25 protein-coding genes and 1 pseudogene are annotated in these 23,851 nt (G+C 69.7%); 10 read left to right on the forward strand and 16 right to left on the reverse strand.

Features of this window, described 5'->3' with window-relative positions:
• Positions 1 to 112 precede the first annotated feature (112 nt).
• The 3 genes and pseudogenes from VGR06_RS00720 to VGR06_RS00730 form a co-directional block, all read left to right on the forward strand.
• Positions 113 to 256 (forward strand): annotated as a pseudogene (locus tag VGR06_RS00720) (helix-turn-helix domain-containing protein); the annotation flags it as partial.
• Positions 257 to 340: 84 nt separating this feature from the next.
• Complete coding sequence (locus VGR06_RS00725; protein WP_327556966.1) at positions 341 to 910, forward strand: DUF5753 domain-containing protein; 570 nt, start codon at positions 341 to 343, stop codon at positions 908 to 910.
• Positions 907 to 1,119, forward strand: coding sequence for a DUF397 domain-containing protein (locus VGR06_RS00730; RefSeq protein ID WP_327556939.1), 213 nt, complete (start codon positions 907 to 909; stop codon positions 1,117 to 1,119). The genes VGR06_RS00725 and VGR06_RS00730 overlap by 4 nt, the downstream gene beginning before the upstream one ends.
• Positions 1,120 to 1,167: 48 nt before the next feature.
• On the opposite strand, the gene VGR06_RS00735 is transcribed toward VGR06_RS00730, so the two are convergent.
• Positions 1,168 to 1,395 (reverse strand): hypothetical protein, encoded by a 228-nt coding sequence (locus VGR06_RS00735; protein WP_327556940.1) that lies wholly within the window; start codon positions 1,393 to 1,395, stop codon positions 1,168 to 1,170.
• A gap of 294 nt (positions 1,396 to 1,689) precedes the next feature.
• On the opposite strand from VGR06_RS00735, the gene VGR06_RS00740 reads away from it, so the two are divergent.
• Positions 1,690 to 2,013, forward strand: a complete 324-nt coding sequence (locus VGR06_RS00740) for a hypothetical protein (RefSeq protein WP_327556941.1) — start codon at positions 1,690 to 1,692, stop codon at positions 2,011 to 2,013.
• A 49-nt stretch (positions 2,014 to 2,062) separates the two neighbouring features.
• Entirely contained in the window at positions 2,063 to 2,143 is an 81-nt protein-coding gene (locus VGR06_RS43735; protein ID WP_349256890.1) for a hypothetical protein, read from the forward strand.
• Between the two features lie 275 nt (positions 2,144 to 2,418).
• On the opposite strand, the gene VGR06_RS00745 is transcribed toward VGR06_RS43735, so the two are convergent.
• From VGR06_RS00745 to ctaD, 3 genes are all read right to left on the reverse strand, one after another.
• A complete protein-coding gene (locus VGR06_RS00745) occupies positions 2,419 to 3,201 on the reverse strand; it encodes a peptidyl-tRNA hydrolase (RefSeq protein WP_327556942.1) in 783 nt (260 codons plus the stop codon).
• Positions 3,198 to 4,448: a phosphoserine phosphatase SerB gene (gene serB, locus VGR06_RS00750; protein ID WP_327556943.1), complete on the reverse strand. Its 1,251-nt coding sequence runs from the start codon at positions 4,446 to 4,448 to the stop codon at positions 3,198 to 3,200. The genes VGR06_RS00745 and serB overlap by 4 nt, the downstream gene beginning before the upstream one ends.
• A 217-nt stretch (positions 4,449 to 4,665) precedes the next feature.
• Positions 4,666 to 6,447 (reverse strand): cytochrome c oxidase subunit I, encoded by a 1,782-nt coding sequence (ctaD, locus tag VGR06_RS00755; RefSeq protein WP_327556944.1) that lies wholly within the window; start codon positions 6,445 to 6,447, stop codon positions 4,666 to 4,668.
• A gap of 237 nt (positions 6,448 to 6,684) precedes the next feature.
• Here ctaD and VGR06_RS00760 point away from each other — a divergent pair, with 237 nt between their 5' ends.
• Positions 6,685 to 6,942 carry a hypothetical protein gene (locus tag VGR06_RS00760; RefSeq protein ID WP_327556945.1) on the forward strand — a complete coding sequence of 86 codons (258 nt, stop codon included), beginning with the start codon at positions 6,685 to 6,687 and terminating at the stop codon, positions 6,940 to 6,942.
• A gap of 233 nt (positions 6,943 to 7,175) precedes the next feature.
• On the opposite strand, the gene VGR06_RS00765 is transcribed toward VGR06_RS00760, so the two are convergent.
• The 7 genes from VGR06_RS00765 to VGR06_RS00795 form a co-directional block, all read right to left on the reverse strand.
• Positions 7,176 to 8,423, reverse strand: a complete 1,248-nt coding sequence (locus VGR06_RS00765) for an aldehyde dehydrogenase family protein (RefSeq protein WP_327556946.1) — start codon at positions 8,421 to 8,423, stop codon at positions 7,176 to 7,178.
• 41 nt (positions 8,424 to 8,464) lie between these two features.
• Entirely contained in the window at positions 8,465 to 8,902 is a 438-nt protein-coding gene (locus tag VGR06_RS00770) for a nucleotidyltransferase family protein (protein ID WP_327556947.1), read from the reverse strand.
• A gap of 17 nt (positions 8,903 to 8,919) precedes the next feature.
• Positions 8,920 to 10,716 (reverse strand): long-chain fatty acid--CoA ligase, encoded by a 1,797-nt coding sequence (locus tag VGR06_RS00775; protein WP_327556948.1) that lies wholly within the window; start codon positions 10,714 to 10,716, stop codon positions 8,920 to 8,922.
• 98 nt (positions 10,717 to 10,814) lie between these two features.
• A complete protein-coding gene (locus VGR06_RS00780; protein ID WP_327556949.1) occupies positions 10,815 to 11,312 on the reverse strand; it encodes a flavin reductase family protein in 498 nt (165 codons plus the stop codon).
• Positions 11,309 to 12,154 (reverse strand): class I adenylate-forming enzyme family protein, encoded by an 846-nt coding sequence (locus tag VGR06_RS00785; RefSeq protein ID WP_327556950.1) that lies wholly within the window; start codon positions 12,152 to 12,154, stop codon positions 11,309 to 11,311. The genes VGR06_RS00780 and VGR06_RS00785 overlap by 4 nt, the downstream gene beginning before the upstream one ends.
• Before the next feature lie 26 nt (positions 12,155 to 12,180).
• Entirely contained in the window at positions 12,181 to 13,146 is a 966-nt protein-coding gene (locus VGR06_RS00790) for an SRPBCC family protein (RefSeq protein WP_327556951.1), read from the reverse strand.
• Positions 13,134 to 13,895 (reverse strand): DUF6875 domain-containing protein, encoded by a 762-nt coding sequence (locus VGR06_RS00795; RefSeq protein WP_327556952.1) that lies wholly within the window; start codon positions 13,893 to 13,895, stop codon positions 13,134 to 13,136. Before VGR06_RS00795 ends, VGR06_RS00790 begins: the two co-directional genes overlap by 13 nt.
• Before the next feature lie 165 nt (positions 13,896 to 14,060).
• Here VGR06_RS00795 and VGR06_RS00800 point away from each other — a divergent pair, with 165 nt between their 5' ends.
• On the forward strand, positions 14,061 to 14,243 hold the full coding sequence (locus VGR06_RS00800; RefSeq protein WP_327556953.1) for a hypothetical protein: 183 nt from the start codon (positions 14,061 to 14,063) through the stop codon (positions 14,241 to 14,243).
• Between the two features lie 67 nt (positions 14,244 to 14,310).
• On the opposite strand, the gene VGR06_RS00805 is transcribed toward VGR06_RS00800, so the two are convergent.
• On the reverse strand, positions 14,311 to 15,366 hold the full coding sequence (locus tag VGR06_RS00805) for a 2-oxoacid:ferredoxin oxidoreductase subunit beta (RefSeq protein ID WP_327556954.1): 1,056 nt from the start codon (positions 15,364 to 15,366) through the stop codon (positions 14,311 to 14,313).
• Positions 15,367 to 15,511: 145 nt separating this feature from the next.
• Positions 15,512 to 17,353 (reverse strand): 2-oxoacid:acceptor oxidoreductase subunit alpha, encoded by a 1,842-nt coding sequence (locus tag VGR06_RS00810; protein ID WP_327556955.1) that lies wholly within the window; start codon positions 17,351 to 17,353, stop codon positions 15,512 to 15,514.
• A gap of 115 nt (positions 17,354 to 17,468) precedes the next feature.
• Between VGR06_RS00810 and VGR06_RS00815 the strand changes: the two genes are divergently transcribed.
• Complete coding sequence (locus VGR06_RS00815; protein ID WP_327556956.1) at positions 17,469 to 17,834, forward strand: MmcQ/YjbR family DNA-binding protein; 366 nt, start codon at positions 17,469 to 17,471, stop codon at positions 17,832 to 17,834.
• Here the strand turns inward: VGR06_RS00815 and VGR06_RS00820 are convergent.
• Together VGR06_RS00820 and VGR06_RS00825 are read right to left on the reverse strand one after the other, a co-directional pair.
• Positions 17,831 to 18,247, reverse strand: a complete 417-nt coding sequence (locus VGR06_RS00820) for a hypothetical protein (protein WP_327556957.1) — start codon at positions 18,245 to 18,247, stop codon at positions 17,831 to 17,833. The genes VGR06_RS00815 and VGR06_RS00820 overlap by 4 nt on opposite strands.
• Positions 18,248 to 18,268: 21 nt before the next feature.
• The gene (locus VGR06_RS00825) at positions 18,269 to 19,477 is read right to left on the reverse strand and encodes an MFS transporter (RefSeq protein ID WP_327556958.1); all 1,209 of its coding nucleotides are present in this window, start codon (positions 19,475 to 19,477) and stop codon (positions 18,269 to 18,271) included.
• A 280-nt stretch (positions 19,478 to 19,757) separates the two neighbouring features.
• On the opposite strand from VGR06_RS00825, the gene VGR06_RS00830 reads away from it, so the two are divergent.
• A complete protein-coding gene (locus tag VGR06_RS00830; protein ID WP_327556959.1) occupies positions 19,758 to 20,243 on the forward strand; it encodes a hypothetical protein in 486 nt (161 codons plus the stop codon).
• Between the two features lie 242 nt (positions 20,244 to 20,485).
• Positions 20,486 to 22,435, forward strand: a complete 1,950-nt coding sequence (locus tag VGR06_RS00835) for a S9 family peptidase (RefSeq protein WP_327556960.1) — start codon at positions 20,486 to 20,488, stop codon at positions 22,433 to 22,435.
• On the opposite strand, the gene VGR06_RS00840 is transcribed toward VGR06_RS00835, so the two are convergent.
• Positions 22,370 to 23,851, reverse strand: coding sequence for a TIGR03560 family F420-dependent LLM class oxidoreductase (locus VGR06_RS00840; RefSeq protein WP_327556961.1), 1,482 nt, complete (start codon positions 23,849 to 23,851; stop codon positions 22,370 to 22,372). The two genes, VGR06_RS00835 and VGR06_RS00840, sit on opposite strands and share 66 nt — an antisense overlap.

The following is a 23,851-nucleotide window of genomic DNA, read 5'->3' on the forward strand; positions in this document are numbered from 1 at the left end:
GACATCCCGGTTCCGGCGTGCCCAGTGCGATCATGCGGCTACTCATCGTGACCAGGAGCCCGCGTGAACACCAAGCAGAAACCGCCCTTTCCTCCGCCGCCGGCTCGGCAACCGCCTCCGAGCCATGTGCGAGAGCGCCGGTCTGAGCATGGAAGAAGCCGCCGCCCGCCTGGACAAGAGCCGCAGCTCCCTGTTCCGGATCGAGATCGGCGAAAGCCGCGCCGACGTGCATCTGGTCCGCTCGATGATGGATCTCTACGACTGCGCCGACTACGACCTTATCGAGCAAGCCCGCGAGGCCCGCCAACCCAGGTGGTATCACCAATACCCCTCGGTAGCCATGGGCTACGTGGATGTCGAGACCGAGGCGGTGGCGGTCCGTGAGTTCTGCGGACTCAATCTGCCTGGCCTGCTGCAGACGGAGCCCTACGTCCGTGCCCTCTTCGCCTGTGACTCGCTGCCGCGCACCACGAAAGAACTGAAAGATGATGTCACCGTCCGGCTGATCCGCAAACGACGGCTGATGGACGAGGACAACCCACTGGAGTTGGCGGCGATCGTGGACGAAGCTGCACTACGCCGCCGGGTCGGCGGCGGCGAGGTGATGCGCAGTCAGCTCGAACAATTGGTTGAAGCCGCCAACCTACCGACCGTGACTCTTCAGGTCTTGCCGCTGCGCAACGGGGCACACAGTTCCATGGACAGCGGATTCACCCTGCTGACCTTCCCGGAGGACTACAACCCCGAGATGCTCTACGTGTCGTACGCGACCGGGGCTCTTCACATCGAGGATGAGGCGGAGATCCAGGCAGCTAGACTGATGTTCGACCGGCTCCGGACCGAGGCGCTCAGCCCGAATGATTCGACAACGCTCATCGGGCAGTTGCGCGCGGAGTTCGACGACCGATGACGAGCGAGGCGAAGACAGTGTCCACTGTGGATCTTTCCAACCTGGCGTGGCGCAGGAGCAGCCGCAGCGGGCAGGGCAGCGGCAACAACTGCGTCGAGGTCGCCTTCATCGGGCCGGGCGTGGCGGTGCGCGACTCGAAGAACCCGACCGCCGGCACCCTCACCTTCCCGGCAGGCGGCTGGACTTCCTTGCTCCACACCAACTCATGAAGAAGGGGCGCCCGGCCGGAGCGCCCCTTCCGCAACACCGTGGCATCTCTAGTGACTCGACCGAAGCGGAGCCACCAGAGCCAGGACGGCCAGCTGGCCGATGATCGTGGTGGTCGTCGCCCACACCGGAAAGCCTCCCGGCACCACGACGAACGTCAGCGCCGGACCGGCGATCGCGCCGATCACCACGAGCACACAGGCAACCATCCGAAGCAGCGAGACCAACTGCCGAGGAGCGGCAGCAATCTCCACCTTCACAGCCTTTTCGATCGCCACCCGTGCCTGGTGGGTGGGCTCCTCATCCGAGCCCTCTGACGGCACACCCATCTGGGTGTCCTTTCCTCCCCAGACCAGTGAGCCCACGGCGTAAGCCCATCGCGCTGGGGGACCTCTGCGCTCCCTCACACGCGGGAACACCGCCAATGCCGCGCGAGAGCCACAACCGCACCCGGGCAAGCCCTCATGTCCAGCCCGAATACGGTCCTCGCGCCCAGCGCCAGCCCACGCGCAGAGAAACAGAGGTCAGGTCTCTTGATCTCCTCTCGACTCTTCGTAGAGCATACCGCGTCGATGGCTGTCGCGCATCGAAAAGATGTCAAAATGATGGCTCTGTGCGAGAATGGTCCGAAAGCGCAAGGAACAGAAGGGCACACAGTGTCGTCAGCTGACGAGGTACCGGTCCGTCCCGCCACGGCTGATCGCATCACCGTCGCCTTGATCACCGAGGCGGCGGAGGCGATGAGCAAGGTCCAGGCACGGACGGGACTGAAGAAGGTCGACATCGTCAACCGTGCGTTGGCGATCTACGAGTTCATCGACGCCGAGCTGCGTGCCGGCAACCAGGTTCTCCTCCGCAGCCCGGAAGGCCGAGAGCAACTGGTCAAGATCTTCTAGCGGCCAGTGGCGCCCGCACCATTGAGGTGGCATGCCGTGCATCCGCGGGATGCGGATACCGGTCACGAAGGTCATTGCCATGGTGGCGAACGGCATGAGCACCGATGAGATCGCCGGATCTGACGCCTGAGGACATCGCCGAGGCCTTGCGATATGCGGCGGAGGCACTCCACATGAGATTTCTGGTCGACATCAACCTCTCGTTCAAGATCGCACGGCCTCGAGTCGTTGCTGGAACGTACAACTCAATTGCCCGGACGTAAGACTCAGTTGCCTGACGGTACGACTCGCCGAAGGCCGGGACTTACCCTCGGCGAGTCGTACGTTCCAGCAAGTGAGTTCGACGCTCGGGCAACTGAGTTGGACACTCCAGCAACTGAGTTGTGGTTTGAACCCGTATTACGGCTAGTCGTCTGGCCATTGGGCAAGGACAGTGACGGTGCCGGGGTCTACTTCGGTGAAGCCGGCGTCGCGGACGGCTACGACCTGGTGTTTTTGCCAGGCGGTGGCGGGGTCGGGGCCGGGGTGCAACGCCGTCCAGCGGTCCAGGGCGGGAGTTCGGACGGCGCAGCGATAGTCCTTTGTGGACCAGGTGGTGAGGGCGTCGTCCTGGTTGTTGGCGTGGAGGAGGGCGGCCAGCAACATTGTGGCGTGGCCGACCTGGGCGGCGGCTTTGCCGGCGGTCATGTCGATGGTGGGGTTGAGCCACAGCACCGGGACGTCGGGTGGTGCGGGGCCGGGGTCATCGGTTTCCAGTTCGCTGCCGGAGATTTGGAGCCGGGTGACCTCTTTGGGGGCTTCGACGACGCGGGTGGGGACCAGGGCGCGGGCTTCGGCGTCGTTCACCGTGATGGTGATGCCGGGGAGGTCTTGGACGGCTTGCCAATGGGTACCGCGGGCGCGGCGGGCTACTTTGCGGATGCGGGAGTCGAGCCAGCTGGTGACGGCGTCGTGCCATTCGCCTTCGGGGGAGGTGCGGGGGTCGAGGCAGACGGCGAGCGCGGCCGCGGCGGCGGCTTCCAGGAGTGCCGTGCGGGGTGGGGGATCCGTGCGTTCGATCCGGAGGATCACCGGCATGGCGCGGACTTCGGACCAGTTCTCGTCGGTGGTGTCGGCGGTGGCGGTGGCCGGGAGGGCGAGCCAGGTGGCGTAGCGGGCGGCCAGGGGTTCGAGGACCGCGGGGTTCATGGGCGGGTGGGGCCGAGGCCGTCGGCGGCGTCGGCGGCTTCGACTTCGGCGCGGGTGACGCCGAGGATGAAGAGGACGACGTCGAGGTAGGGGTGGGACAGCGCCGTGTCGGCGACCTCGCGGAGGGCGGGTTTGGCGTTGAAGGCGACGCCGAGGCCGGCGGTGGAGAGCATGTCGATGTCGTTGGCGCCGTCGCCGATGGCGACACACTGGGCGAGGGGGACGCCGAACATGGCGGCGAACTGGCGAAGGGCGGCGGCCTTGCCGGGGCGGTCGACGATGCCGCCGAGCACCCGGCCGGTGAGGGTGCCGTCGACGATCTCGAGCTCGTTGGCGGCGCTGAAGTCGAGGCCGAGGTCGTCGACGAGGCGGTCGATGACGCGGGTGAAGCCGCCGGACACCACGCCGCAGCGGAAGCCGAGGCGTTTCAGGGTGCGGATCGTGGTGCGGGCGCCCGGGGTGAGGGTGAGCGAGTCGGCGACCTCGTCGAGCACGGACTCGGGTGCGCCGGCGAGGAGGGCGACCCGGCGTTCCAGGGCCTGGGTGAAGTCGACCTCGCCGCGCATGGCCGCCTCGGTGATCTCGCGGACCTGGACCTCGGCGCCGACCCGGGCCGCCAGCATCTCGATGACCTCGCCCTGCACCAGGGTCGAGTCGACGTCGAAGACGACGAGCCGCTTGGCGCGCCGGGTGAGGCCTTCGCGTTCCACCGCGATGTCCAGGCCGATCCGGGAGGACACCTCGGCCAGGGCGGAGCGCAGCTCAGCGTCGGCGGTCTGGGTGTCCTGGGAGACCGACACCCGCAGCTCCAGGCCGGTCACCGGGTAGTCGGCGACCCGCCGGATCGCGTCGATGTTCACCGACAGCGCCGCCAGCCGCCGCGCCACTTCGGTGAACCCGCGGGCGGTGACCGGCTGGCCGAGAACGATCAGCACGTGGCTGGAGCCGACCCGCGACGGCGACACCGGGTCGGCGCCCACCTCCACCTCGACCCGCATGGTCACCGTCGCCATCGCCTGCTCGATCGCCTCCTGCAGGCCCTCGGGGTCGTGGGCGGTGCCGACCAGCACGCCCAGCACGAGCTGGCCGCGGATCACCACCTGCTCGACGTCGAGGATGTCCACGCCGTGCCGGGTGAGGACGGCGAACAGCACCGACGAGACGCCGGGCTTGTCCGGGCCGGTGACGGTGATGAGAACGGGTGTGGTGGTCGGCGTGCCGCGAGCTACCACGTTCTCGCCCAGCACTCGACCAAACCCGTCCCCGAACCTGCTACCCAGCTGCACGAAAGCGAGACACAGCTACACGAAAGCGAGACACGACTACGTGAACGCGGGACACAGCTACGCGAGGGCGGGACACGCCGAAGTGGAGAGGTGGCAACGCCGGGCGTGTCTCGCGTTCGGGGAGCCGTGTTCCGAGTTGGCGTAGTCATGTTGCGCCTTCCGGGAGCCGGCAGCATGGTCAGTTGGGTCTGGTCGGATCGCCTTGGGAGATCTCGTCCGGGTTGACCACGCCGGCGAGCACCTCGGACGGCGCCGGCCTGGTCCGGCCGTTGGCGTGCGCGAACGGGCCGGTGTACTTGTCGGCCTCCCACTGCTCCACCATGTGCGGGTAGTGCAGGTCGAACGCCGGGCGCTCGGAGCGGATCCGCGGCAGCTCCTTGAAGTTGTGCCGCGGCGGCGGCGTCGGGGTGGCCCACTCGAGCGAGGAGCCGTAGCCCCAGGGGTCGTCGGCGTCGGTGGTCTCGCCGTACCGGTAGCTCTTGAACACGTTGTAGATGAACGGAAGCGTCGACGCGCCGAGGATGTACGCGCCGATCGTGGAGATCGTGTTCAGCGTGGTGAAGCCGTCCGACGCCAGGTAGTCGATGTAGCGGCGCGGCATGCCCTCGTTGCCGACCCAGTGCTGCACCAGGAACGTGCCGTGGAAGCCCAGGAACGTCAGCCAGAAGTGCAGCTTGCCGAGCTTCTCGTCGAGGAACCGCCCGGTGAACTTCGGGAACCAGAAGTAGATGCCGGCGAAGGTGGCGAACACGATCGTGCCGTACAGCACGTAGTGGAAGTGCGCCACCACGAAGTAGGTGTCCGCGACGTGGAAGTCGATGGCCGGGGCGGCGAGCAGGATGCCGGTGAGGCCGCCGAACAGGAACGTCACCAGGAAGCCGACGCTGAACAGCATCGGGGTCTCGAACGTGAGCTGGCCCTTCCACATGGTGCCGATCCAGTTGAAGAACTTCACCCCGGTCGGGATCGCGATGAGGAAGGTCATGAACGAGAAGAACGGCAGCAGCACGGCGCCGGTGGCGTACATGTGGTGCGCCCACACAGCCATCGAGAGGGCGGCGATGCCCAGGGTTGCATAGACCAGGCCGCGGTAGCCGAACAGCGGCTTGCGGCTGAACACCGGGAGGATCTCGCTGACGATGCCGAAGAACGGCAGCGCGACGATGTACACCTCGGGGTGGCCGAAGAACCAGAACAGGTGCTGCCACAGGATGGCGCCCCCGTTGGCCGGGTCGAACACGTGCGCACCGAACTGCCGGTCGGCGAGGAGCGCCAGCAGCGCCGCGGCCAGGATCGGGAACGCGATCAGCACCAGGAGACTGGTGATCAGGATGTTCCAGGTGAAGATCGGCATCCGGAACATCGTCATGCCGGGCGCGCGCAGGCAGATCACCGTGGTCATCATGTTCACGCCGCCGAGGATGGTGCCGAGACCCGACAGCACCAGGCCGACGATCCACAGGTCGGCGCCGACGCCCGGCGAGTGCACCTTGTCCGACAGCGGGGTGTAGGCGAACCAGCCGAAGTCCGCGGCGCCGCCGGGGGTCAGGAAGCCGGACATCACGATGATGCCGCCGAACGCGAACAGCCAGAAGGCCAGCGCGTTGAGCCGCGGGAAGGCCACGTCCGGGGCGCCGATCTGGATCGGCAGCACGAGGTTGGCGAACCCGAACAGGATCGGCGTCGCGTACAGCAGCAGCATGATCGTGCCGTGCATGGTGAACAGCTGGTTGTACTGCTCGGGGCTGAGCACCTGCTGGCCCGGGCGGGCCAGCTCGGTGCGCATCAGCATGGCCATCGCGCCGCCCGCCATGAAGAAGCAGAGTGACGTGACCGTGTACATGATGCCGATCTGCTTGGGGTCCGTCGTCCAGAACAGCTTCAGCAGGGACGAACCCTTGACCGTCTCGCGCGCCGGGTACGGTCGCGTGGCGATCGGCTTGGGGGCTACTGCCGTCACTCCTGCCTCCTGTTGCTGCTGAGCCGGGCTCCGAAGGGATGGTAGCCGGCACCGGGGAGGCCGGCGCGCCTGGGCCGGCGCGTCGCGAGTCACACTCTACGCCGGTTCTCGCCCAGGTCACGGCACATGCGATGATCGAGACGATGGGGACGGAACGGGCGGTGGCAGCCGCCGTCGCAGTGGCTCGCCGGTACCGAGTGCGGTGTGCCGACCCGGTGGTTATGCACAACGGCAGCAATGTGTTTGGTACACCTGAGACCCGCGCCGGTGGCCGGGCGGATGCTCGGTGAGCTGCACGCGACGCTGCGGGACTACCCCGGCGAGCTGCCGGTGGACGGCCCGGTGTCGGACCTGCGCCAGGTGTTCGACCTGCTGGAGCGGCATGAAGTGGTGCCGGTCGGCGAGGTGGACGGGTGGCGGGCGGAGCTCGCCGAGTTGGTGGTCGCCATCGAGGGTCTGCCGGGTCAGGCGCTGCACGGCGACGCGCATCCGTGAACCTGCTGGTGACACCGGACGGGTTCGTGTGGAACGACTTCGAGGACACGTGGCGGGGTCCGGTCGCGTGGGACCTGGCGTGCCTGGCGAACTCCAAGACGGTGAACGGGCGCGCCGGGCTGGCCGCCTACCCCTCGTCACCGCCGGCCGCGGAGATCGAGCTGCTTGGCGGCAGCACAGCGGCGGCTGTTCACGGCATGCTGGCCGGCGTTCCTGGGCTGGGCGCGCCGGGTTCACGGCCTGGGTACGACGGCGTACTGACGCAGGCAGAGGTCGGGGTAGGTGACCGGCCCGCGGGGACCGGGGACCTTGTCGATGTTGATGCCGGTCTCCGGGACGCCGAGGAGCTTGAACCCGTCGAGCAGGCGGGTGGTGGTGTTCCAGAAGACGCCGGTGCCGGTGTAGGCGGCCATGAACGCGTCGGCTGCCTGGGGGTTCGCGGTGACGATGGTGGCGGCGAGGCCGGAGGTCTCCTCGTTGGCGGTGCGGGCGGCGTGGGTGAGGTCGTCGACGGGGGCGATGGTGACGGTGGACTCGCGGTCGGCGTCGAGGGCCCACTCGTAGCCGAGGGCGTGGTCGTGCGGCGGGAGCGACGGGCGGATGTCGAGGCTGCGCAGGGTGTCGAGGATTCCGGGAAGTGCGGAGTCGTACACGTTGCGGTGGATGAGCAGCAGGTTGAGGCGGTTGCACACGCCGAGGCGGTCGAGACCGCGGGCGACGAGGTCGCGGGCCAGGTCGAGGTCGGCGTCGGCATCGAGGTAGAGGACGCCGCCGCCGTCGGCGTGGGCGAGAGTGCGCACGCCGTGCTGGGCGGCGAGGCGGCCGAGCTCGCGGGTGCTGTCGCCGCTGCCGCGGAGGATGACCAGCGGCACCAGGTGCGGCAGCTGGACGAGGGCGCCGGCCGCCGCCCGGTCCGCGCTGGGCACCAGCTGGATCGCGTCCGGGTCGATGTCCACATCGGACAGCGCAGGCGCGATGACCGCATCGGTGAGCACGGTGGCCGAGCGGAGTGCCGCCGAACCGGTGCGCAGCACGCCGGCGTTGCGGGACTTCACGAGCTGGGAGGCGACGTCGACGGTGACGTTCGGGCGGGCCTCGTAGTTGGCGCCGATCACGCCGACCGGGCGGCGGCGCTCGAGCAGCCGCAGGCCGCCGGGCAACTCGCCCAGCTCGGTCTCGCGAACCGGATGCGGCGCGGCGGCCAGCAGGCGCAGTTGCTCGGCCATGTCCACCAGGCGCTGCTCGGTGATCCGCAGCCGGTCCAGCAGGCCCGAGCTCATCCCGTCGCGTTGCGCGGCCTCGACGTCCTCGGCGTTGGCCTGGAGGACGGTCTGCCGGGCCGAGGAAAGCCGCGCGGCCATCTCACCGAGCGCCGCGTCGACCGCCTCATCGGGAGCAGCGGCCAGCGCCGGCGCGGCCTTCTTCGCGGCAACGGCACACGCGGCGACGGCGTCCATGACGGTGGTGTCCAGCACGGTCATGGTGCGAGCCTAGACCGGCGGTCACCAGGCCAGCGCGGCCGTCACCGACCGGGCAAATTCCCGAACGGCGAGCGCTCCGGGCGTGTCTCGCGTTCGGGTAGCCGAGTTACGCGTCCGCGTAGCCGTGTGACGCGTTCGCGTAGGTGTGTCACGCGTTCGTGTCGCCCAATGTGGCCGCATACAGCGGTTCCCTCGTCTGCATCACACGCTCGCGGAAAGTAGGGATTACGGATGCTTGACGCACTGACCACGTCGACCGGGCGGCCAAGTATCTGCACGAGGCCTTCCTTGCGGCCGAAGTAGGCGCCGAAGTGGTCGAACCCGGGCCGGGTGTCGAACTCCGCGAGCACATCGACATCGCTGGAGTCGGTGTCGAACGACTCGCTGACGGCTGAGCCGAACAGGTCGAGGCGGCGGACGCCCAGCCGACGGCACAGGCCCCCGATCTCCGGCAGCCGAGCCTCGATCATCGCGTGCATGAATGTTTTGGCCGGGCTTATTTCACTTCGATGGTGTCGGCGGAGCCGGTGTACATTTCGTCGATTTCGTGTTGGTACTTCTCGGCGATGGGTTTGCGGCGGAGTTTGAGGGTTGGGGTGAGTTCGTCGCCGCCGGGTTCCCAGGTGGTGGGGAGGATGCGGAAGCGTTTGATCTGTTCGACGCGGGCGAGCTTCTCGTTGCCGGCTTTGACGCCGGCGAGGACGGTGGCGCGGATCTCGGGGTGGGTGGCGAGGGCGGCTGGGGACGTTTCAGTCAGGCCGTGGCGGGTGGCCAGGGCGGCGGCGGCTTCGGGGTCGAGGACGACCAGGGCGGAGACGAACGGGCGGGCGTCGCCGATGGCCACGACCGGGCCGACCAGGGAGCAGTTTGCCTTGACCGCGTTCTCGATGTTGGCCGGGGACATGTTCTTGCCGGCCTGGTTGATGATCAGTTCCTTCTTCCGGTCGACGATCTTGACGTAGCCGTCGGCGTCGATGGTGGCGATGTCTCCCGTGTGCAGCCAGCCGTCGGGATCGATGGCCTCGGCGGTCTTCGCCGGGTCGTTGCGGTAGCCGCGCATCACGGTCGGGCCGCGGACCAGCAGCTCGTCGTCCGCGGCCAGCGTGACCTCGGTGCCGGGGACCACGGGGCCGACCGTGCCGAGCTTGACCGCGCCGGGCGCGTTGGACGTGGACATGCCGGCGGTCTCGGACATCCCCCACAGCTCGTACATCGACAGGCCGAGGCCCCAGAAGTACTCGAGCGTCTCCGGCGCGATCGGCGCGGCGCTGGACAGGCAGATCTGGGCGCGGTCGAGGCCGAGGCGGTGCCGCAGCTTGGACAGCACGAGCGTGTCGGCGATCCGGTACTGCACCGCCAGCGGCGCCGGAACAGGCCGGCCGGCAAGCGTGCACCGCGCGACCCGGGCGCCGACGCCGATGGCCCAGCGGGCGATGTTCCGCTTGACCGGGCTGGGCTCGGCGGCGAGCCCGGTCTCGATGGCGGACTTGGCCTTCTCCCACACCCGCGGCACCCCGAAGAACAGGTGCGGCCGGGTGTCGGGCAGCGTCGCCGCGATCTTGCGCGGGTCGTCCAGGCACGTGGTCACCGCGCCGAACAGCATCATCGAGTAGTGCGAGGTGACCCGGTCGGCGATGTGCGCGGCCGGCAGGTAGGACAGGATCTGCCAGCCCGCCTCGAGGTGGTAGATGGCCTCGATGGCCTTCCCCTCGGCGGTCAGGTTGTGGTGGGTGAGCTCGACGCCCTTCGGCGGCCCGGTGGTGCCGGAGGTGTAGATGATCGTGGCCAGGTCCGTGGGCTCGACCGCGCGCCAGGACGCCTCGAAGTCGAAGTCCGCGGAGCCGCCGGCCTCCAGCTCGTCGAGCGTGATCGCGCCCTCGGCCGGCCCGTCCACGCAGACGATCTTCTCGATGCCGCTGACCTCGCGGATCTTCGGCAGGAACGCCCGCTCGGTGATGGCCACGGTGCTGCCGGCGTTGCCGACCAGGTAGGCGATCTGCTCCGGCGAGGACGTGTTGTACACCGAGTACGGGGCGGCGCCGAGGTGCAGCGCGGCGGTGTCGCAGAGGTGGAACTCGGGCCGGTTGACCAGCATCAGCGCCACCGTGTCGCCCCGGCCGACGCCGAGCGCGGCCAGCCCCGCGGCGATCGTGCGCACCCGCTCGCCGTACTGCCGCCAGGTGATCGAGATCCGGTCCCCGGGCGTGCGCAGCGCCACCGTGTCCGGGGCGACCGCGATGCGCGCCTGGAAGGCGTCACACAGGGTGATCGACGTGTCCGCTGCACCGCTCATGCTCATCTCCACCGTGCGCCGCCGGAATGTGCCGAGATCGTAAAACCATCTTTACGGCTCGTCCACGGCCGCGCACCCGCCCCGATGCTGTCCACCGGCTACGCAGCGAAGCGGTCGTACCGCGACAGGTGGCGGAAGTGCCGCTGCAGGTACACCAGCGGGTCGCCGGGCCCGGTCCGCACCCGCACCACCTCGGCCAGCAGCATCACGTGGTCGCCGGCCGGAACCACCGACGTGGTGCGGCATTCCAGGCGCACGGCGACGTCGCAGAGCAGCGGCACGTCGTCGTAGCCACGCTCGACGGCGAGGTCGGTGAAGTCGGCGTCCCGGCAGGCGAACCGGTTGGCCAGGTCCTCCTGACCCTCGCGGAGCACGTGCACGGCGAAGCTGTCCGCGGCGGCGAACACCGGGCGGCACTCGTGCTCCCGGTCGAGGCAGACCGAGACCAGCGGCGGCCGCATGGACACCGCGGCGAACGAGTCGGCCGTACAGCCCCACCACCAGCCGGACTGGTCGGCCGTGGTGATCACGGCGATGCCGGTCGGCCAGTGCTCCATCGCGTCGCGCACCGAACCCGGGTAGACCGTGGACATCATGAAGCCACCGCCCGCCGGGGCAGTTCGGGCGGGAACTGCGCGCCGGGCGCGTAGCAGTGGCTCGCGGCGTGCCGCTCCACCTCCCGGGCCAGCACCACCGGATCCTGGCTGGCGCAGAACACCTGGGTGGCGCCGGCCCACACCGCGGCGTTGAGATGCGCCGGGTGGAAGGTCGGCATCCCGTTGACCGCCACGGCGTTCTCGGTCAGCCCGTGCGCGGCGCCGATCGTGGCGGCGTCCACCTTGACGCGGTGATGGGTCAGCCCGGAGTGGCCGGTCGGGCCGCCGCCGAACATGATCGCGCCGAGCTCGTTCTCGTCCCGGTCGCGCGGCTCGACCAGCAGGTCGCCCCGGCCGGCCAGGTCGGTGCAACTCGGTACGCCGGCGGCGCCCGGCTCGTCGAGCAGCAGCACGTGCTCGAGGCCGGTGAGCACCGGCCGGACCCGCTCGTACATGGTGCGGTTCAGCACCGCGGCCCGGGCCGACACCGACTCGAGCAGCCGCTCGAGCACCTCGGCGCCGAGCCGCGGATTGACCGGCGCGACCACGTTTCCGCTGCGCAGCACGGCGTAGTAGGCGACCGGGAAGCCGGCGCCGAGCACCGCGGACAGCGCGACGACCGAGCCCTCACCGCCGAGCAGGTCGCGGATCCCGGACGCCAGCCGGGAGATCCTCCGGTCCAGCTCGGCGAAGCTGACCGGGCCGGCCGCGGAGTGCAGCGCGGTGCGGTTCGGCCAGGCCCGTGCCGCCAGCTGGGGCAGCACGTCGACCGAACCGACCGGGAGCCCCGCATGGGCCGGAGCCGGTAGCGGTAACCGCGCCACGTTCTGGTAGGTACCCATTTCTCACTTCCCCAGTGGACGCCTCGTCAGGCGGCGCCCTCGACCCAGGTGGGGCGGCGGGCCTCGGCGAACCCCTTGGCCCGGCCGAGGGTGCTCAGGCTGATCGTGCGCAGCACCTCCCGCACGGCCGCCCTGGCATCCTCCACAGTGGACTGTTCGCCGAGCAGCTCGGTGAACCGCTCGCGGTGCAGGAGAACGGTGTTGTGGGCGGTGGCCCGTACCCCGTGCCCGTGCGCGGCCACCGTGAACGTGCCGGTGTGCGCCCGCATGATCGCCGGTGGCCTGGTCATCTTGTACACGATGCGCATCTCGGGGAAGCAGACCCGGACGGTGCTGGTGGCGTGCAGCGAGCCGTTCGGCAGCCGGATCTGGGCCTCGAGGTGCTGGATGTCGAACACTTCCTCGTCGACGGTCAACCGGTGCACGTGCGGCAGCCGCTGCGGCCAGTCGTGGGCGCGGGCCAGGAACTCGTACACGTCGCCGGCATCGCCGTCGATGTCCACGCTGTCCGTGCCGGAGACCCAGAGCCGGTCGAGGTCGCCGTCCAGCTCGGCGACCTCACGCAGGGCGGTGAGCATCGCGACGCTGCTCTGCTCGACGGCCAGGCCGGCGCACTCCGCCGCCGTGGCGTCGTCGCCGGCCACCCGGTAGTAGTGGTCGAGCGCGACCAGCGAGCCGTTTCCCTTGGGCAGCACCAGCCACACGCCGCCCATCGAGGTGATCGGCTCCGGCGCCTCGTCGTGCCGGAACCGTAGCTGCAGGCGGTGCGCGCTGGCCTCGCGGTGCGAGACGTAGCTCTGCACCTGGCCGTCGATCAGCTCCCACAACCGGACCGTCTCGGTGCCGCCGCTGAACGACAGGTGCTCGGCGGACACCACGAGGTCGAAGACCTGCGGCCACCGGTGCGCGTCCGTGATCAGCTGGAAGACCCGCTTCGGAGGCGCGGCCACCCGGACCGTGTGCCGTGCGGTTCGGATCCTCAGCTCCGCCATGGTCGTCGCTCCGTTCCGTTGGTGAGCGCCGCTGTGGCTATCCGGTGATTTTGCTCACCGGCGCTGGAGGCGTCCTCGAAGACCGCTGGGCACATAGGGACTTGCGTCGCCTTCCGGTACAGCTCGCGCATCAGCGGGTCGCGCACCTTGCCCCGGCTGAAGTGCGCGCCGAACCGTTCCCGGTAGACCCGGAACCACCGGGCGTCGCCGTGCAGGAACAGCACGTCGTGCGGGGCCATCCGGCGCACCGCGAACAAGCCGATGGGCGAGCGGGAAACCCGGAACCCGGGGTTGCGCACCGCCCGCTCGTCGCAGGCCGGGTGGAACTGACCGACCATCAGCCCGCGGCTGACGGCGATCTCCTTGAGCCGCTCATAGATCTCGTCCATGATCACCCAACCGTCCTGGCCGGTGTCCGGCAGCGCGACGATCAAACTCGCCAGCGACGTGCCAGCCCGGCCGACCGGCGGCGCGGTTCGGTCGAACGCGTCAAGTTCGTTGTCCAGCAACGTGATCAGTTCGTCCGGGTCCCGTCCGTCGACGCCGTAGTGGAAGCTGAACCGCACCGCGTCGTCGCTCAGCGCGGCCGGCACGAACGGGCACACCGGGCCGGACCGGCCGATGTGCGGCAACGGCTCGCTCACATACCGGTGCAGCCAGTGCACCACAGTGGACAGATCGCGCTGTAATCGCTCATCGTTGCCACGGTCGGGAAAGACCGTGACATGGGCGGCGGTCGTGGTGGGCACGCGATCCCCCGTTCGCTCGGCGCTGCCGGAACGAGCCCGACGGTGATCAACGCGCATGGTGATCGGCTCGAATCCGTGTGAACGTCCACACCTGCCGGATTGACCCCGGGTTTAGTCAGCCTTGAGGGACGCTCCGCATGCTGCGGGTCTGTGGAAGGAGAAACCATGGGCCGAGCACGCCGCCGCACGTTGCTGACCGTGGACACGGGCTCCGAGCGCGGTGAGCCCACGCGGTTCTACCGGCTCGTGGTCGCCGGCCCCGACACCGAGTCGGTGCGCGAGGACCTCCTCGTCCCGGACGGTGAGGAGCTGCGCACCCGGCACAGCACGCTGGACGACGCGGCCTAATGCCCTGAAGGCCGCCTTCGAGGCGTTCAACGTCCCGAAGGCCGCCTTCAGGGCATTGCCACCCCGCTCAAGCAACCGTCCAGGTGTCCTTGCCGCGGAGGAGGGCCTGCAGGTCGGGTGGACGGGTGGCGGCGGCTTCGGCGAGTTGGGCGCGGGCCTGGTCGTCGTAGGTGGGACGGGTGACGTTGCGGAAGATGCCGGTGACCGTGTGCGAGAGGTCCTGGGTGGACAGGCGGGAGAGGGCGAAGGCGTAGCTGGGGTCGTCCAGGGTGGCATCGTGTTTGATGACGGCGTCGTCGCCGACGTCGTCGATGCGGGCGACGTCGAGGCCGGCGAGGCCGCTGCGGACGACACCGTATTCCTCGTTGGGGCCGAACCGGATGGGCTGGCCGTGGCTGAGCGGGATGAGGCGGTGCTCGCGTTCTCCTTGGTCTTTCAGGACATCGAAGGCGCCGTCGTTGAAGATGGGGCAGTTCTGGTAGATCTCGACGAAGGCGCTGCCCCGGTGGGTGGCGGCGGCGGTGAGGATCTCGGTGAGCTGGGCGCGGTCGGAGTCGAGGGTGCGGGCGACGAACGTGGCGTCCGCGCCGAGGGCGAGGGAGACCGGGTTGAAGGGGTGGTCGAGGGAGCCCATCGGGGTGGACTTGGTGACCTTGCCGGGTTCCGAGGTGGGTGAGTACTGGCCCTTGGTCAGCCCGTAGATCCGGTTGTTGAACAGCAGGATCTTGAGGTTCACGTTGCGCCGCAGGGTGTGGATCAGGTGGTTGCCGCCGATCGACAACGCGTCGCCGTCTCCGGTGACCACCCAGACGGACAGGTCCGGGCGGGCCACGGCGAGGCCGGTGGCGATCGCCGGGGCGCGGCCGTGGATGGAGTGCATGCCGTACGTGTTGAGGTAGTACGGAAACCGCGAGGAGCAGCCGATGCCGGAGATGAACACGATGTTCTCGCGACGCAGGCCCAGGGTCGGCAGGAAGCTCTGCACGATGCTGAGCACCACGTAGTCCCCGCAGCCGGGGCACCAGCGGACCTCCTGGTCGGACTTGTAGTCCTTGATGGACTGCTTGTCGTCGCTCGTCGGGACCCCGGCCAGGCCGGGCATTCCGAGGTCGGTGGCCGTCATGCTGTGCCCTCCAGCTCGGGAATGTTGGCCGATGTCGTGGGTCGCCTCAGGCGGTGGGTCACCGGACCACTCCTCGGGCAGACCTCGTTCCTCGGCCTACCCTCGTCGCGGTAGGCCAACTCCCTCGCCCGGCATTCCGCAAGCTTCATGCCGCCATCCCCTCCTCGAATACCGAGCGCAGCTCGTCGGCCCGGAACGGCGCGCCGGCCACCTTGGTGTGGGACACCACGTCCACGAGGTAGCGGGCACGCAGCAGCAGGGCGAGCTGGCCGAGGTTCATCTCCGGCACGACGACGCGCCGGTAGCGACGCAGCACCTCGCCGAGGTTGCGCGGGAACGGGTTGAGGTGCCGCAGGTGTGCCTGCGCGATCCGGTGGCCCGCGCGGCGCACCCGGCGACAGGCCGCGCCGATCGGGCCGTAGGTGGATCCCCAGCCCAGCACCAGAATGTCCGCGCTGCCGGACGGGTCGTCGACGATCAGATCCGGCACCGTGATTCCGTCTACTTTGGACTGCCGGAGCCGGACCATGCGGTCGTGGTTGTCCGGGTCGTAGGAGATGTCGCCGGTGCCGTCGGCCTTCTCCAGCCCGCCGATCCGGTGCTGCAGGCCGGGTGTGCCGGGGATCGCCCACTCGCGGGCGAGCGTCTCCGGGTCGCGGACGTAGGGCCAGTGCACGTCCGGGCCGTTCGGCTCGGTGGCGAACGTGACGCTGAGGTCCGGCAACGAGTCCACGTCGGGGATGAGCCACGGCTCCGAGCCGTTGGCCAGGTACCCGTCGGAGAGCAGCAGGACCGGGGTGCGGTAGGTGAGCGCGATCCGGGCGGCGTCGAGGGCGATGCCGAAGCAGTCGGCCGGCGACCGCGGCGCGAGGATGGGCACCGGGCATTCGCCGTTGCGGCCGAACATGGCCTGCAGCAGGTCGGCCTGCTCGGTCTTGGTCGGCAGGCCGGTGGACGGGCCGCCACGCTGCACGTCGATCACCAGCAGCGGCAGCTCGGTCATCACCGCGAGGCCGATGGTCTCCGACTTGAGGGTGAGGCCGGGGCCGGACGTGGAGGTGACGCCGAGCGCGCCGCCGAATGAGGCGCCGAGGGCCGCGCACACCCCGGCGATCTCATCCTCGGCCTGGATGGTGGTGACGCCGAAGTTCTTGTGCCGGCTCAGCTCGTGCAGGATGTCGCTGGCCGGCGTGATCGGGTACGAGCCGAGCACCACCGGCCGGCCGGACCGGCGCGCGGCGGCCACGATCCCGTACGACAGCGCGGTGTTCCCGGTGATCTGCCGGTAGGTGCCGGACGGGAGCGCGGCGGGCGCGACCTCGTAGGTGACGGCGAAGGACTCGGTGGTCTCGCCGTAGTTCCAGCCGGCCCGGAACGCCAGGACGTTGGCCTCGGCGATGTCCGGCTTGCGGGCGAACTTCTCCCGCAGGAACCGCTCGGTGCCCTCGGTGGGCCGGTTGTACATCCAGGACAGCAGGCCCAGGGCGAACATGTTCTTGGACCGCTCGGCGTCCTTCTTGGACAGCCCGGTGCCGGCGAGCGCGCCCTGGGTCAGGGTGGCCATCGCCACCTCGTGCACCTGGAAGCGGTCGAGCGAACCGTCCTCGAGCGGGTTGCCGGCGTAGCCGACCTTGCTCAGGTTGCGCGGGGTGAACTCGTCGGTGTTGACGATGATGACGCCGCCCGGCGGCAGGTCGGCCACGTTGGACTTGAGCGCCGCGGGGTTCATCACGACCAGCACGTCCGGCCGGTCCCCCGGGGTGAGGATGTCGTGGTCGGCGAAATGGAGCTGGAAGCTCGACACGCCGGGGAGGGTGCCGGCGGGTGCGCGGATCTCGGCGGGGAAGTTCGGCAGGGTGGCGAGGTCGTTGCCGAACGCGGCGGCCTCGGAGGTGAACCTGTCACCGGTCAACTGCATGCCGTCACCGGAGTCGCCGGCGAACCTGATCACCACCCGGTCGATCCTGACCGGTTCACCCGCGGTCACGTCTGCGGCCTCCTCTTGATCCCGAAAAGCTCAGAATGCGCGACCCGACCCGGACTGTGGACAAGCCCGGCTGGAGAACGGCTGGTTGTCGGACCCCTGGGGTAGCGTCCGCGGCGTGGTCACCATCGATGACGTTCGCGCGGTCGCGCTGGCGCTGCCCAGGGCGTATGAGGCGCTGGTCCGCGACCGGGTGAAGTTCCGGGTCGGGCAGATCGTGTTCGCGGCGTTCTCCCGCGATGAGACGATCATGGGATTCGGGTTTCCCCGGGAGGAGCGCGCCGGGCTGATCGCCAGTGACCCGGAGAAGTTCCTGCCGCCGCTGCCCGCCGACGAGCGCTACCAGTGGGTGCGGGTGCGACTGGCCCTGCTCGACGCGGACGAGATGCGCGAGCTCATCACCGACGCCTGGCGGATGTGCGTGCCGAAGAAGGTCGCCGCCGAGTACGACAGCGGTATCGGCGCGGTGAAGGACGGGCGTTAGGCGGCCACGACGATGGCGCGGATGGTCCCACCGGCGGCGTAGGGGCGGATCGGGTGGCCGAAGGCGCCGCGCGGGGTGGGTGGGCACGGCACGACACCGAGGTCGGCGAATTCGCCGTGATCCCGCAGCAGTGTGTGAATCTTCTCGCGCAGGGCGGGGCCCGGCTCGGCGGACAGTGCGAGGGCGAGAACGCGGTCCGGTAGCGTGTCCAGGCTCGCCCCCTCCCACGCGTGCACAATTCCCTCCCGGTCACCGGCCGCCGCACGGGTGAACACGTGAATTCCGGCCAGCTCGTCGCCCTGCACGAGCAGAGTGTAGAAGACGTCCGCCACCACGTCTTTCGGCAACTGGTACAGCCTGACGGCCACGTCGGCGGGCGTGCCGACAAAGGCGTAATACTGGATACCCGGCATGGTGCTCACCAATCTCGAACGTCATCGCGCGGAAACGGGAACCGGGCGGAGGCGGCGGGCCATCGAGAGGGGAACCAGGAGCGATGCCGCCGCGGCAAGCGTCGCGAGGGCGGCGGCCGCGGCCCCGAAACCTACCGAGACGTGCTGCACCAGGGCTCCACCGGCCGCGCTGCCCGCCGCGAAACCGACCCAGTTCGACGAGTTGAGGAGGGCGAACGCCTGGGACTGACCCTCTCTCGGGCTGTACTCCCCGACCAGCAGCGACTGGAGCGCGTCGGCCGGACCGTTCACCATGCCGATCGCGAAGAGCAACACCGAACTGGCGATCAGCCCCGGACCGAAGCCCATGGCGAGGATGCAGACACCGAAGAGGGTCATCGCCACTGCCAGCTGGGCGACCAGGGAGCCGGGAAGTTTCGCTCCGCCGTACAGGAAACTACCGGCAGCGCCACCGATGGCCACGACGGCGAGCAACACCCCGGCGCTCGCGTTCAGCTCGCCCGCATGGGCGACCACGGAAACCTCGAACGCGCCGATGGCGAACGCCCCCAGCACCACGACCAGCATGATGTGGGCCTGCCGCCAGTTCGACAGCAGGCCGATCCGGGTGGTCAGGGTCGGCCGGTCGCTGTCCATTGCCCGCACGGCCGCCGCCCCGCGCAGCCACCACACGCCGGCCGAGGAGGTGATCGCGCAGACCACGACGGCGTGGATCGGGGCCAGCAGGAGCACCACGCCCGCGACGATCAGCGGGCCGACGATGAACACGCTTTCGGTCAGCAGCCCCGACAGCGCGAACAGCGTGCGCCGGGCCTGTTCGTCCGGGACCGACCGGACGAACACGGTGTTGGCGACGGCGGAGCCCGGCGGCGTGCAGGCCCCGGCGAGAAACGCCGCGGCCACCAGCGGGACCGCTGGAGCATGCGTCACGCCGAGCAGCACGAAGAGCGCGAAAGCCGGTGACTGCAGCAAGGTCGCGATGGCGAGCGCGGCCCGCGGGCCGCGCCGGTCGGCCACCCGCCCCCACATCGGTGAGGTGAAGGCCAGCGCCACCGCATAGGCGGCGGTCACGGCGCCGGCGATGGCGTAGCTGCCGGTTTCGCGCTGGGCGGCGAGCAGGAGAGACAGGCTGACCATGCCGGCCAGCAGCCGGCAGACGAAGGACGACGCCATCACCCTGGGCACGCCGGCGTACGAGAGTGCGGTGCGATAGTTCGTCAGTGCCTGCATCGTGCCTACCTCCGCCGGCGGCGATCAAATTGATCCATTTGTCAGACTATTCTATCGGCGGATCCCGCCATTTCGACGAAAGCTACCCCGATCGAGCAGGTGAATAGCTCATGAGCTTGGGGTGAGATTTTCATGATCAGTCCTGACGATGTCCACCCTTCGGCCAGTAGATCCGCACACTGAGAGAAGCCCCGGCAGTGCGTGACCGCTTAACATCGGATCGTCCAGGGCGACCGGTTAATCGACCGGGCACCAGCCAATCTGGAGAATTGAGAATCTGATGAATACACAAGCGATTACCACACCCGCACGTTCCGAGCTCACCGTCCAGAAGTGTGGCGCCTTCACGTGGGACTGCCAGTCACACACCTTCATGGGCTCGCCGGAACTGGTGGCGAGCAACCTCGCGAACCTGCCGACCGACCTGGTGGAGCGCCGCGTCTACATGCTCATGATCCAGGGTGACGGCCAGGCCGAGGCCCGCGTCTACGAGCGGTTCAACCTCGAGGACACCGAGGGCACCGTCGCGGCGTGGGACGAGGACAACATCAGTGACCTCGTCACCCTCGTCACCGACGTGCTGGTGACCAACCGCGGCGTGCACTGCCCGGGTGAGCAGGTCAAGGCCACGCTCGAGGCCGAGCGCGACTTCACCGTGTCGGGCCCCGTTCCCGCGCCCAAGACTGCGGCCGAGGCGTTCGCGCCGGCCATGGCCGCCTACCAGAACGACAAGTTCGTCCAGGCCACCGTCATGGTGCTCTGCTGACGACATCGTCCGGCGCAGGGCCACCTTCCTCGGCTGGCCCTGCGCGAGGCACGCGGCTGGCAGCGTGCCGAGGCCGTGCATGAGAGATCACCAGGTCTCCGGGAGGCAGCGTGCACGAGGAATCTCCGGATGCGGCAGAGCCCGCGGTAGTTCCCTACGGTGAATGGCCATCCCCGATCAGCGCCTCGGACGTGGCCCGCGCCAAGCTTGGACTCGCATTTCCGACGGTCGCCGCAGGTCACGTGTGGTGGCAGGAGACCCGCCCGGAAGAAGCGGGCCGCACCACGATCGTCTGCCATACCGCTGACGGCGAGGTTCGCTGGCTGCCGGCGCCGTGGGATGCCAGGACACGGGTGCACGAGTACGGCGGCCGGTCGTACCTGCCGGTGCCGGCGGAGGACGAGTGGGGAATCGTCTTCGCCGACCACTCCGACCAGCGGCTCCACCTCACCGTGCTGGCACCTGGGAATGGCGTCACGCCGGTGCGAGCACTGACTCCCGAACCGGACGAGCCGGCCAGCCTCCGCTACGCGGATTTCGTACTCTCACCGGACCGGCACTCGGTGTGGTGTGTCCGTGAGCGGCACGAGGCGTCCGGGTCCGTGCGTCGCGCCATCGTCTCCGTGCCGCTGGACGGTTCCGCCGCCACCGACCCCGGCGCGGTACGCGAGCTTGCGGTCGGAGCCGACTTCTTCGCCTTTCCCACCCCGTCGCCCGACGGCCGGATGCTGGCGTGGATCTGCTGGAACCATCCGAACATGCCGTGGGACGGCACCGAGTTGCGAGTCGGGCCGGCCGACACCGGGCAACCGTCCGCCGGCCAGGTGATCATGGGCGGTCCGATGGAGTCGGTGCTCGCACCCTGCTGGCGCGACGACACCACTGTGTACGCCCTGTCCGACCGATCGGGCTGGTGGAACGTCCATCGGATCGATACCTGCCTCGGGCAGCCGCCGCAGGCTGTCCACCCGGCCGCGGAAGAGTTCGCCGAGCCCCCGTGGATGCTGGGTGAGCGGACGCTCGCAATGCTGGCCGATGGCCGGCTCGCCGTGCTGCACGGCGTCGGCGAGGCACGCCTCGGCCTCCTCGACCCGGCGACCGGGGCACTGACCGACCTGGACACTCCGTTCGCGGAGTTCGACCCGGCGCTGTCCGCCGATGGCACCATGCTGGCCTGCGTGGCGGGGGGTCCCACCCGGCCGTCCGCCGTGCTCCGCATCGACTGCGAGGCCGGAACCGCCGAGCCCTTGCGGACCGAGATCGCCAACCTGCCGCATGAAGATCTTCTGCCGCGCCCGAGCCAGGTCGAGTTCCCCGGCGAGTCCGGCGCGCCGGTCCACGCGCTCGTCTACCCGCCCGGTAACCCGGTGGTGACCGCACCGGCCGGGACGTTGCCGCCCTACGTGGTCTGGGCACACGGGGGCCCGACCGGTCGTGCGGTCGCCACCCTCGAACTGGCGAAGGCCTACTTCACCAGCCGGGGCATCGGCGTTGTCGAGGTGAACTACGGCGGATCGAGCGGGTACGGCCGCGCCTACCGGGAACGGCTGCGCCAGCAGTGGGGCATTGTCGACGTCGCGGACCTGGTAGCCGCCGCGCGTGCCCTCGCCGACCTGGGCATGGCCGACCCGCACCGGCTGGCCGTCCGCGGCCCGTCAGCCGGCGGAGCCAGCGCCCTCGCCGCGGTGACCACCGGGGCTCGGCGGCACGGTGCCGTCTTCGCGGCCGCCGTCTCGTATTTCGGCGTCGCGGACCTGTCCGCCCTGCCCGGCCAAACCCACGATTTCGAGTCACGCTACCTCGACGGCCTGATCGGCCCGTTTCCGGAAGCCGCCGCAACGTATCGCGAGCGTTCCGCGCTCGGCCACACCGGACCGACCACCTGCCCCATACTTCTGTTGCAGGGCATGGAGGATCCCGTCGTTCCACCGGCCCAGTCGGCAGCCGTCGTGGCCGAGCTGACCGCCCATCGCATCCGGCACGCCCACCTCGCATTTCCCGAAGAATCACACGGCTTCCGCAAAGCGGACACCATCATCACGTGCCTGGAGGCCGAACTGTCCTTCTACGGTCAGATTCTCGGCTTCACCCCACCCGCCGTCCGCCCGCTCCACCTCCACCCGCGGTCAGCGGAAGGCAGCGATGACCTTGGCCATGCGGGTCAGGGGCTCGGGGCCGGTGAGGTCGGGTAGCCGCACCATCACCTCGTTGACGCCTGCCTCGGCCAGTGCGCGGAACCGTCCGATGTGGTCGTCGACGGTGCCGGCGTTGACGGATTCGGCGTACTTCGCGGAATCGACGCGCTGTGGGCGGAGGCGTTCGACGGACGCGGCCAGCTCGCGGTCGTCCGTGCCGACGAGCGCGGTGCAGAGGTGGGTCAGGGCCACGGTTTCCGGGTCGCGGCCGGCCTCGGCGCAGTGCGCACGGAGCACGGATGCCTTGCGGCGCACGGTGTCCAGGTCGCCGAGGACGTTGGCGGCGTCGGCGTGCCGGGCGGCCAGGCGCAGGGTCCGGCGCTCCCCGCCGCCGCCCAGGATGACCGGCACGTGCTCCCGGAGCGGGCGCGGGTAGCAGGCCGCCTCCGGCACGGAGATCACGTTGCCCTCGAACGACGGGCTCCCTTTGCCCCACAGCAGCGGAAGGAGGCGCAGCGCGTCCTCGAGCAGGGCGTAGCGCTGGCTGGTCGGCGGGAAGTCCCAGCCGTACGCGGTGTGCTCGGCCCTGAACCAGGCCAGGCCGAGCCCGCACATCGCGCGCCCGCCGCTGAGCACGTCCAGCGTGGCGACGATCTTGCCGAGGTGCGCGACGTTGCGGTAGGTCACGCCGGTGACCAGCGCGCCGAGCTCGGCCGTTCGCGTGCAGGCGGCGAGGTAGGCGAGCGTGGTGTAGCTCTCCAGGAAGTTGTCCCACGCCCGGCCGACCTGCGGGATCTGCCGGAAGTGGTCCATCACGTAGAGCGCGTCGAAGCCGGTCTCCTCGGCGGCCGCGGCGATCTCGCGCAGCCGCTCGGCGGTGGCCGGGGTGCCGCCGTCGAAGGTGAAGCTCGACAGGTGCAGGCCGAACCGCAGCCCGGCCGGCCGCTCCCGCTGCCGGACCGCAGCCGCCGCGGTGTCCACGAAGGCCGCCGGCACCACGCGGATGGGTTGCGGCGTCAGGACTTCGTCGAACCCTTCGGTGGCGAGCAGGTCGCGGACCTGGCGCCAGGAGCGCAGCTGGACGGTGAGCGCGTCCGCCGGGATCCGCTTGGCCCGGCCCCGGTTGCGCGCCCGGCACTCGGCGGCCGGGGTGTCGAACGCGACCACGACGCACGGCAGGTCGTGCCGGCGCGCCAGCTCCCGCCACGCCCGGCGCCGCTCGGTGTCCAACCCGAGCGTGTCGATCACCGTGGTGAGCCTTCTCCGCATGCGTACCGCGACAACCTGCTCGAGCAGCGCGAACGCGTCCGTGCTCGCGGTGATGTCGTCCTCCCCCGCCCCGGCCAGCGCGCGCAGCCGGTCGCTGGACACGATCGCGTCGGCGGCGAAGTGCTCCGCCGCCCAGCTCGACTTCCCGGACGCACCCGGCCCGGCCAGCACCACCACGCACGGGGACGGGAGGTTGACCGTCAC

It is taken from the genome of Actinophytocola sp. (assembly GCF_036002505.1).
Classification (GTDB): domain Bacteria; phylum Actinomycetota; class Actinomycetes; order Mycobacteriales; family Pseudonocardiaceae; genus DASYTH01.

Coding starts and splice junctions, on each gene's coding strand:
- VGR06_RS00725 (WP_327556966.1), top strand. CDS start 341: ATGGGCTACGTGGATGTCGAGACCGAGGCGGTGGCGGTCCGTGAGTTC.
- VGR06_RS00730 (WP_327556939.1), top strand. CDS start 907: ATGACGAGCGAGGCGAAGACAGTGTCCACTGTGGATCTTTCCAACCTG.
- VGR06_RS00740 (WP_327556941.1), top strand. CDS start 1,690: ATGGCTGTCGCGCATCGAAAAGATGTCAAAATGATGGCTCTGTGCGAG.
- VGR06_RS43735 (WP_349256890.1), top strand. CDS start 2,063: ATGCGGATACCGGTCACGAAGGTCATTGCCATGGTGGCGAACGGCATG.
- VGR06_RS00745 (WP_327556942.1), bottom strand. CDS start 3,201: ATGAACCCCGCGGTCCTCGAACCCCTGGCCGCCCGCTACGCCACCTGG.
- VGR06_RS00760 (WP_327556945.1), top strand. CDS start 6,685: ATGTGTTTGGTACACCTGAGACCCGCGCCGGTGGCCGGGCGGATGCTC.
- VGR06_RS00765 (WP_327556946.1), bottom strand. CDS start 8,423: ATGACCGTGCTGGACACCACCGTCATGGACGCCGTCGCCGCGTGTGCC.
- VGR06_RS00770 (WP_327556947.1), bottom strand. CDS start 8,902: ATGCACGCGATGATCGAGGCTCGGCTGCCGGAGATCGGGGGCCTGTGC.
- VGR06_RS00775 (WP_327556948.1), bottom strand. CDS start 10,716: ATGAGCGGTGCAGCGGACACGTCGATCACCCTGTGTGACGCCTTCCAG.
- VGR06_RS00780 (WP_327556949.1), bottom strand. CDS start 11,312: ATGATGTCCACGGTCTACCCGGGTTCGGTGCGCGACGCGATGGAGCAC.
- VGR06_RS00785 (WP_327556950.1), bottom strand. CDS start 12,154: ATGGGTACCTACCAGAACGTGGCGCGGTTACCGCTACCGGCTCCGGCC.
- VGR06_RS00790 (WP_327556951.1), bottom strand. CDS start 13,146: ATGGCGGAGCTGAGGATCCGAACCGCACGGCACACGGTCCGGGTGGCC.
- VGR06_RS00800 (WP_327556953.1), top strand. CDS start 14,061: ATGGGCCGAGCACGCCGCCGCACGTTGCTGACCGTGGACACGGGCTCC.
- VGR06_RS00805 (WP_327556954.1), bottom strand. CDS start 15,366: ATGACGGCCACCGACCTCGGAATGCCCGGCCTGGCCGGGGTCCCGACG.
- VGR06_RS00820 (WP_327556957.1), bottom strand. CDS start 18,247: ATGCCGGGTATCCAGTATTACGCCTTTGTCGGCACGCCCGCCGACGTG.
- VGR06_RS00825 (WP_327556958.1), bottom strand. CDS start 19,477: ATGCAGGCACTGACGAACTATCGCACCGCACTCTCGTACGCCGGCGTG.
- VGR06_RS00830 (WP_327556959.1), top strand. CDS start 19,758: ATGAATACACAAGCGATTACCACACCCGCACGTTCCGAGCTCACCGTC.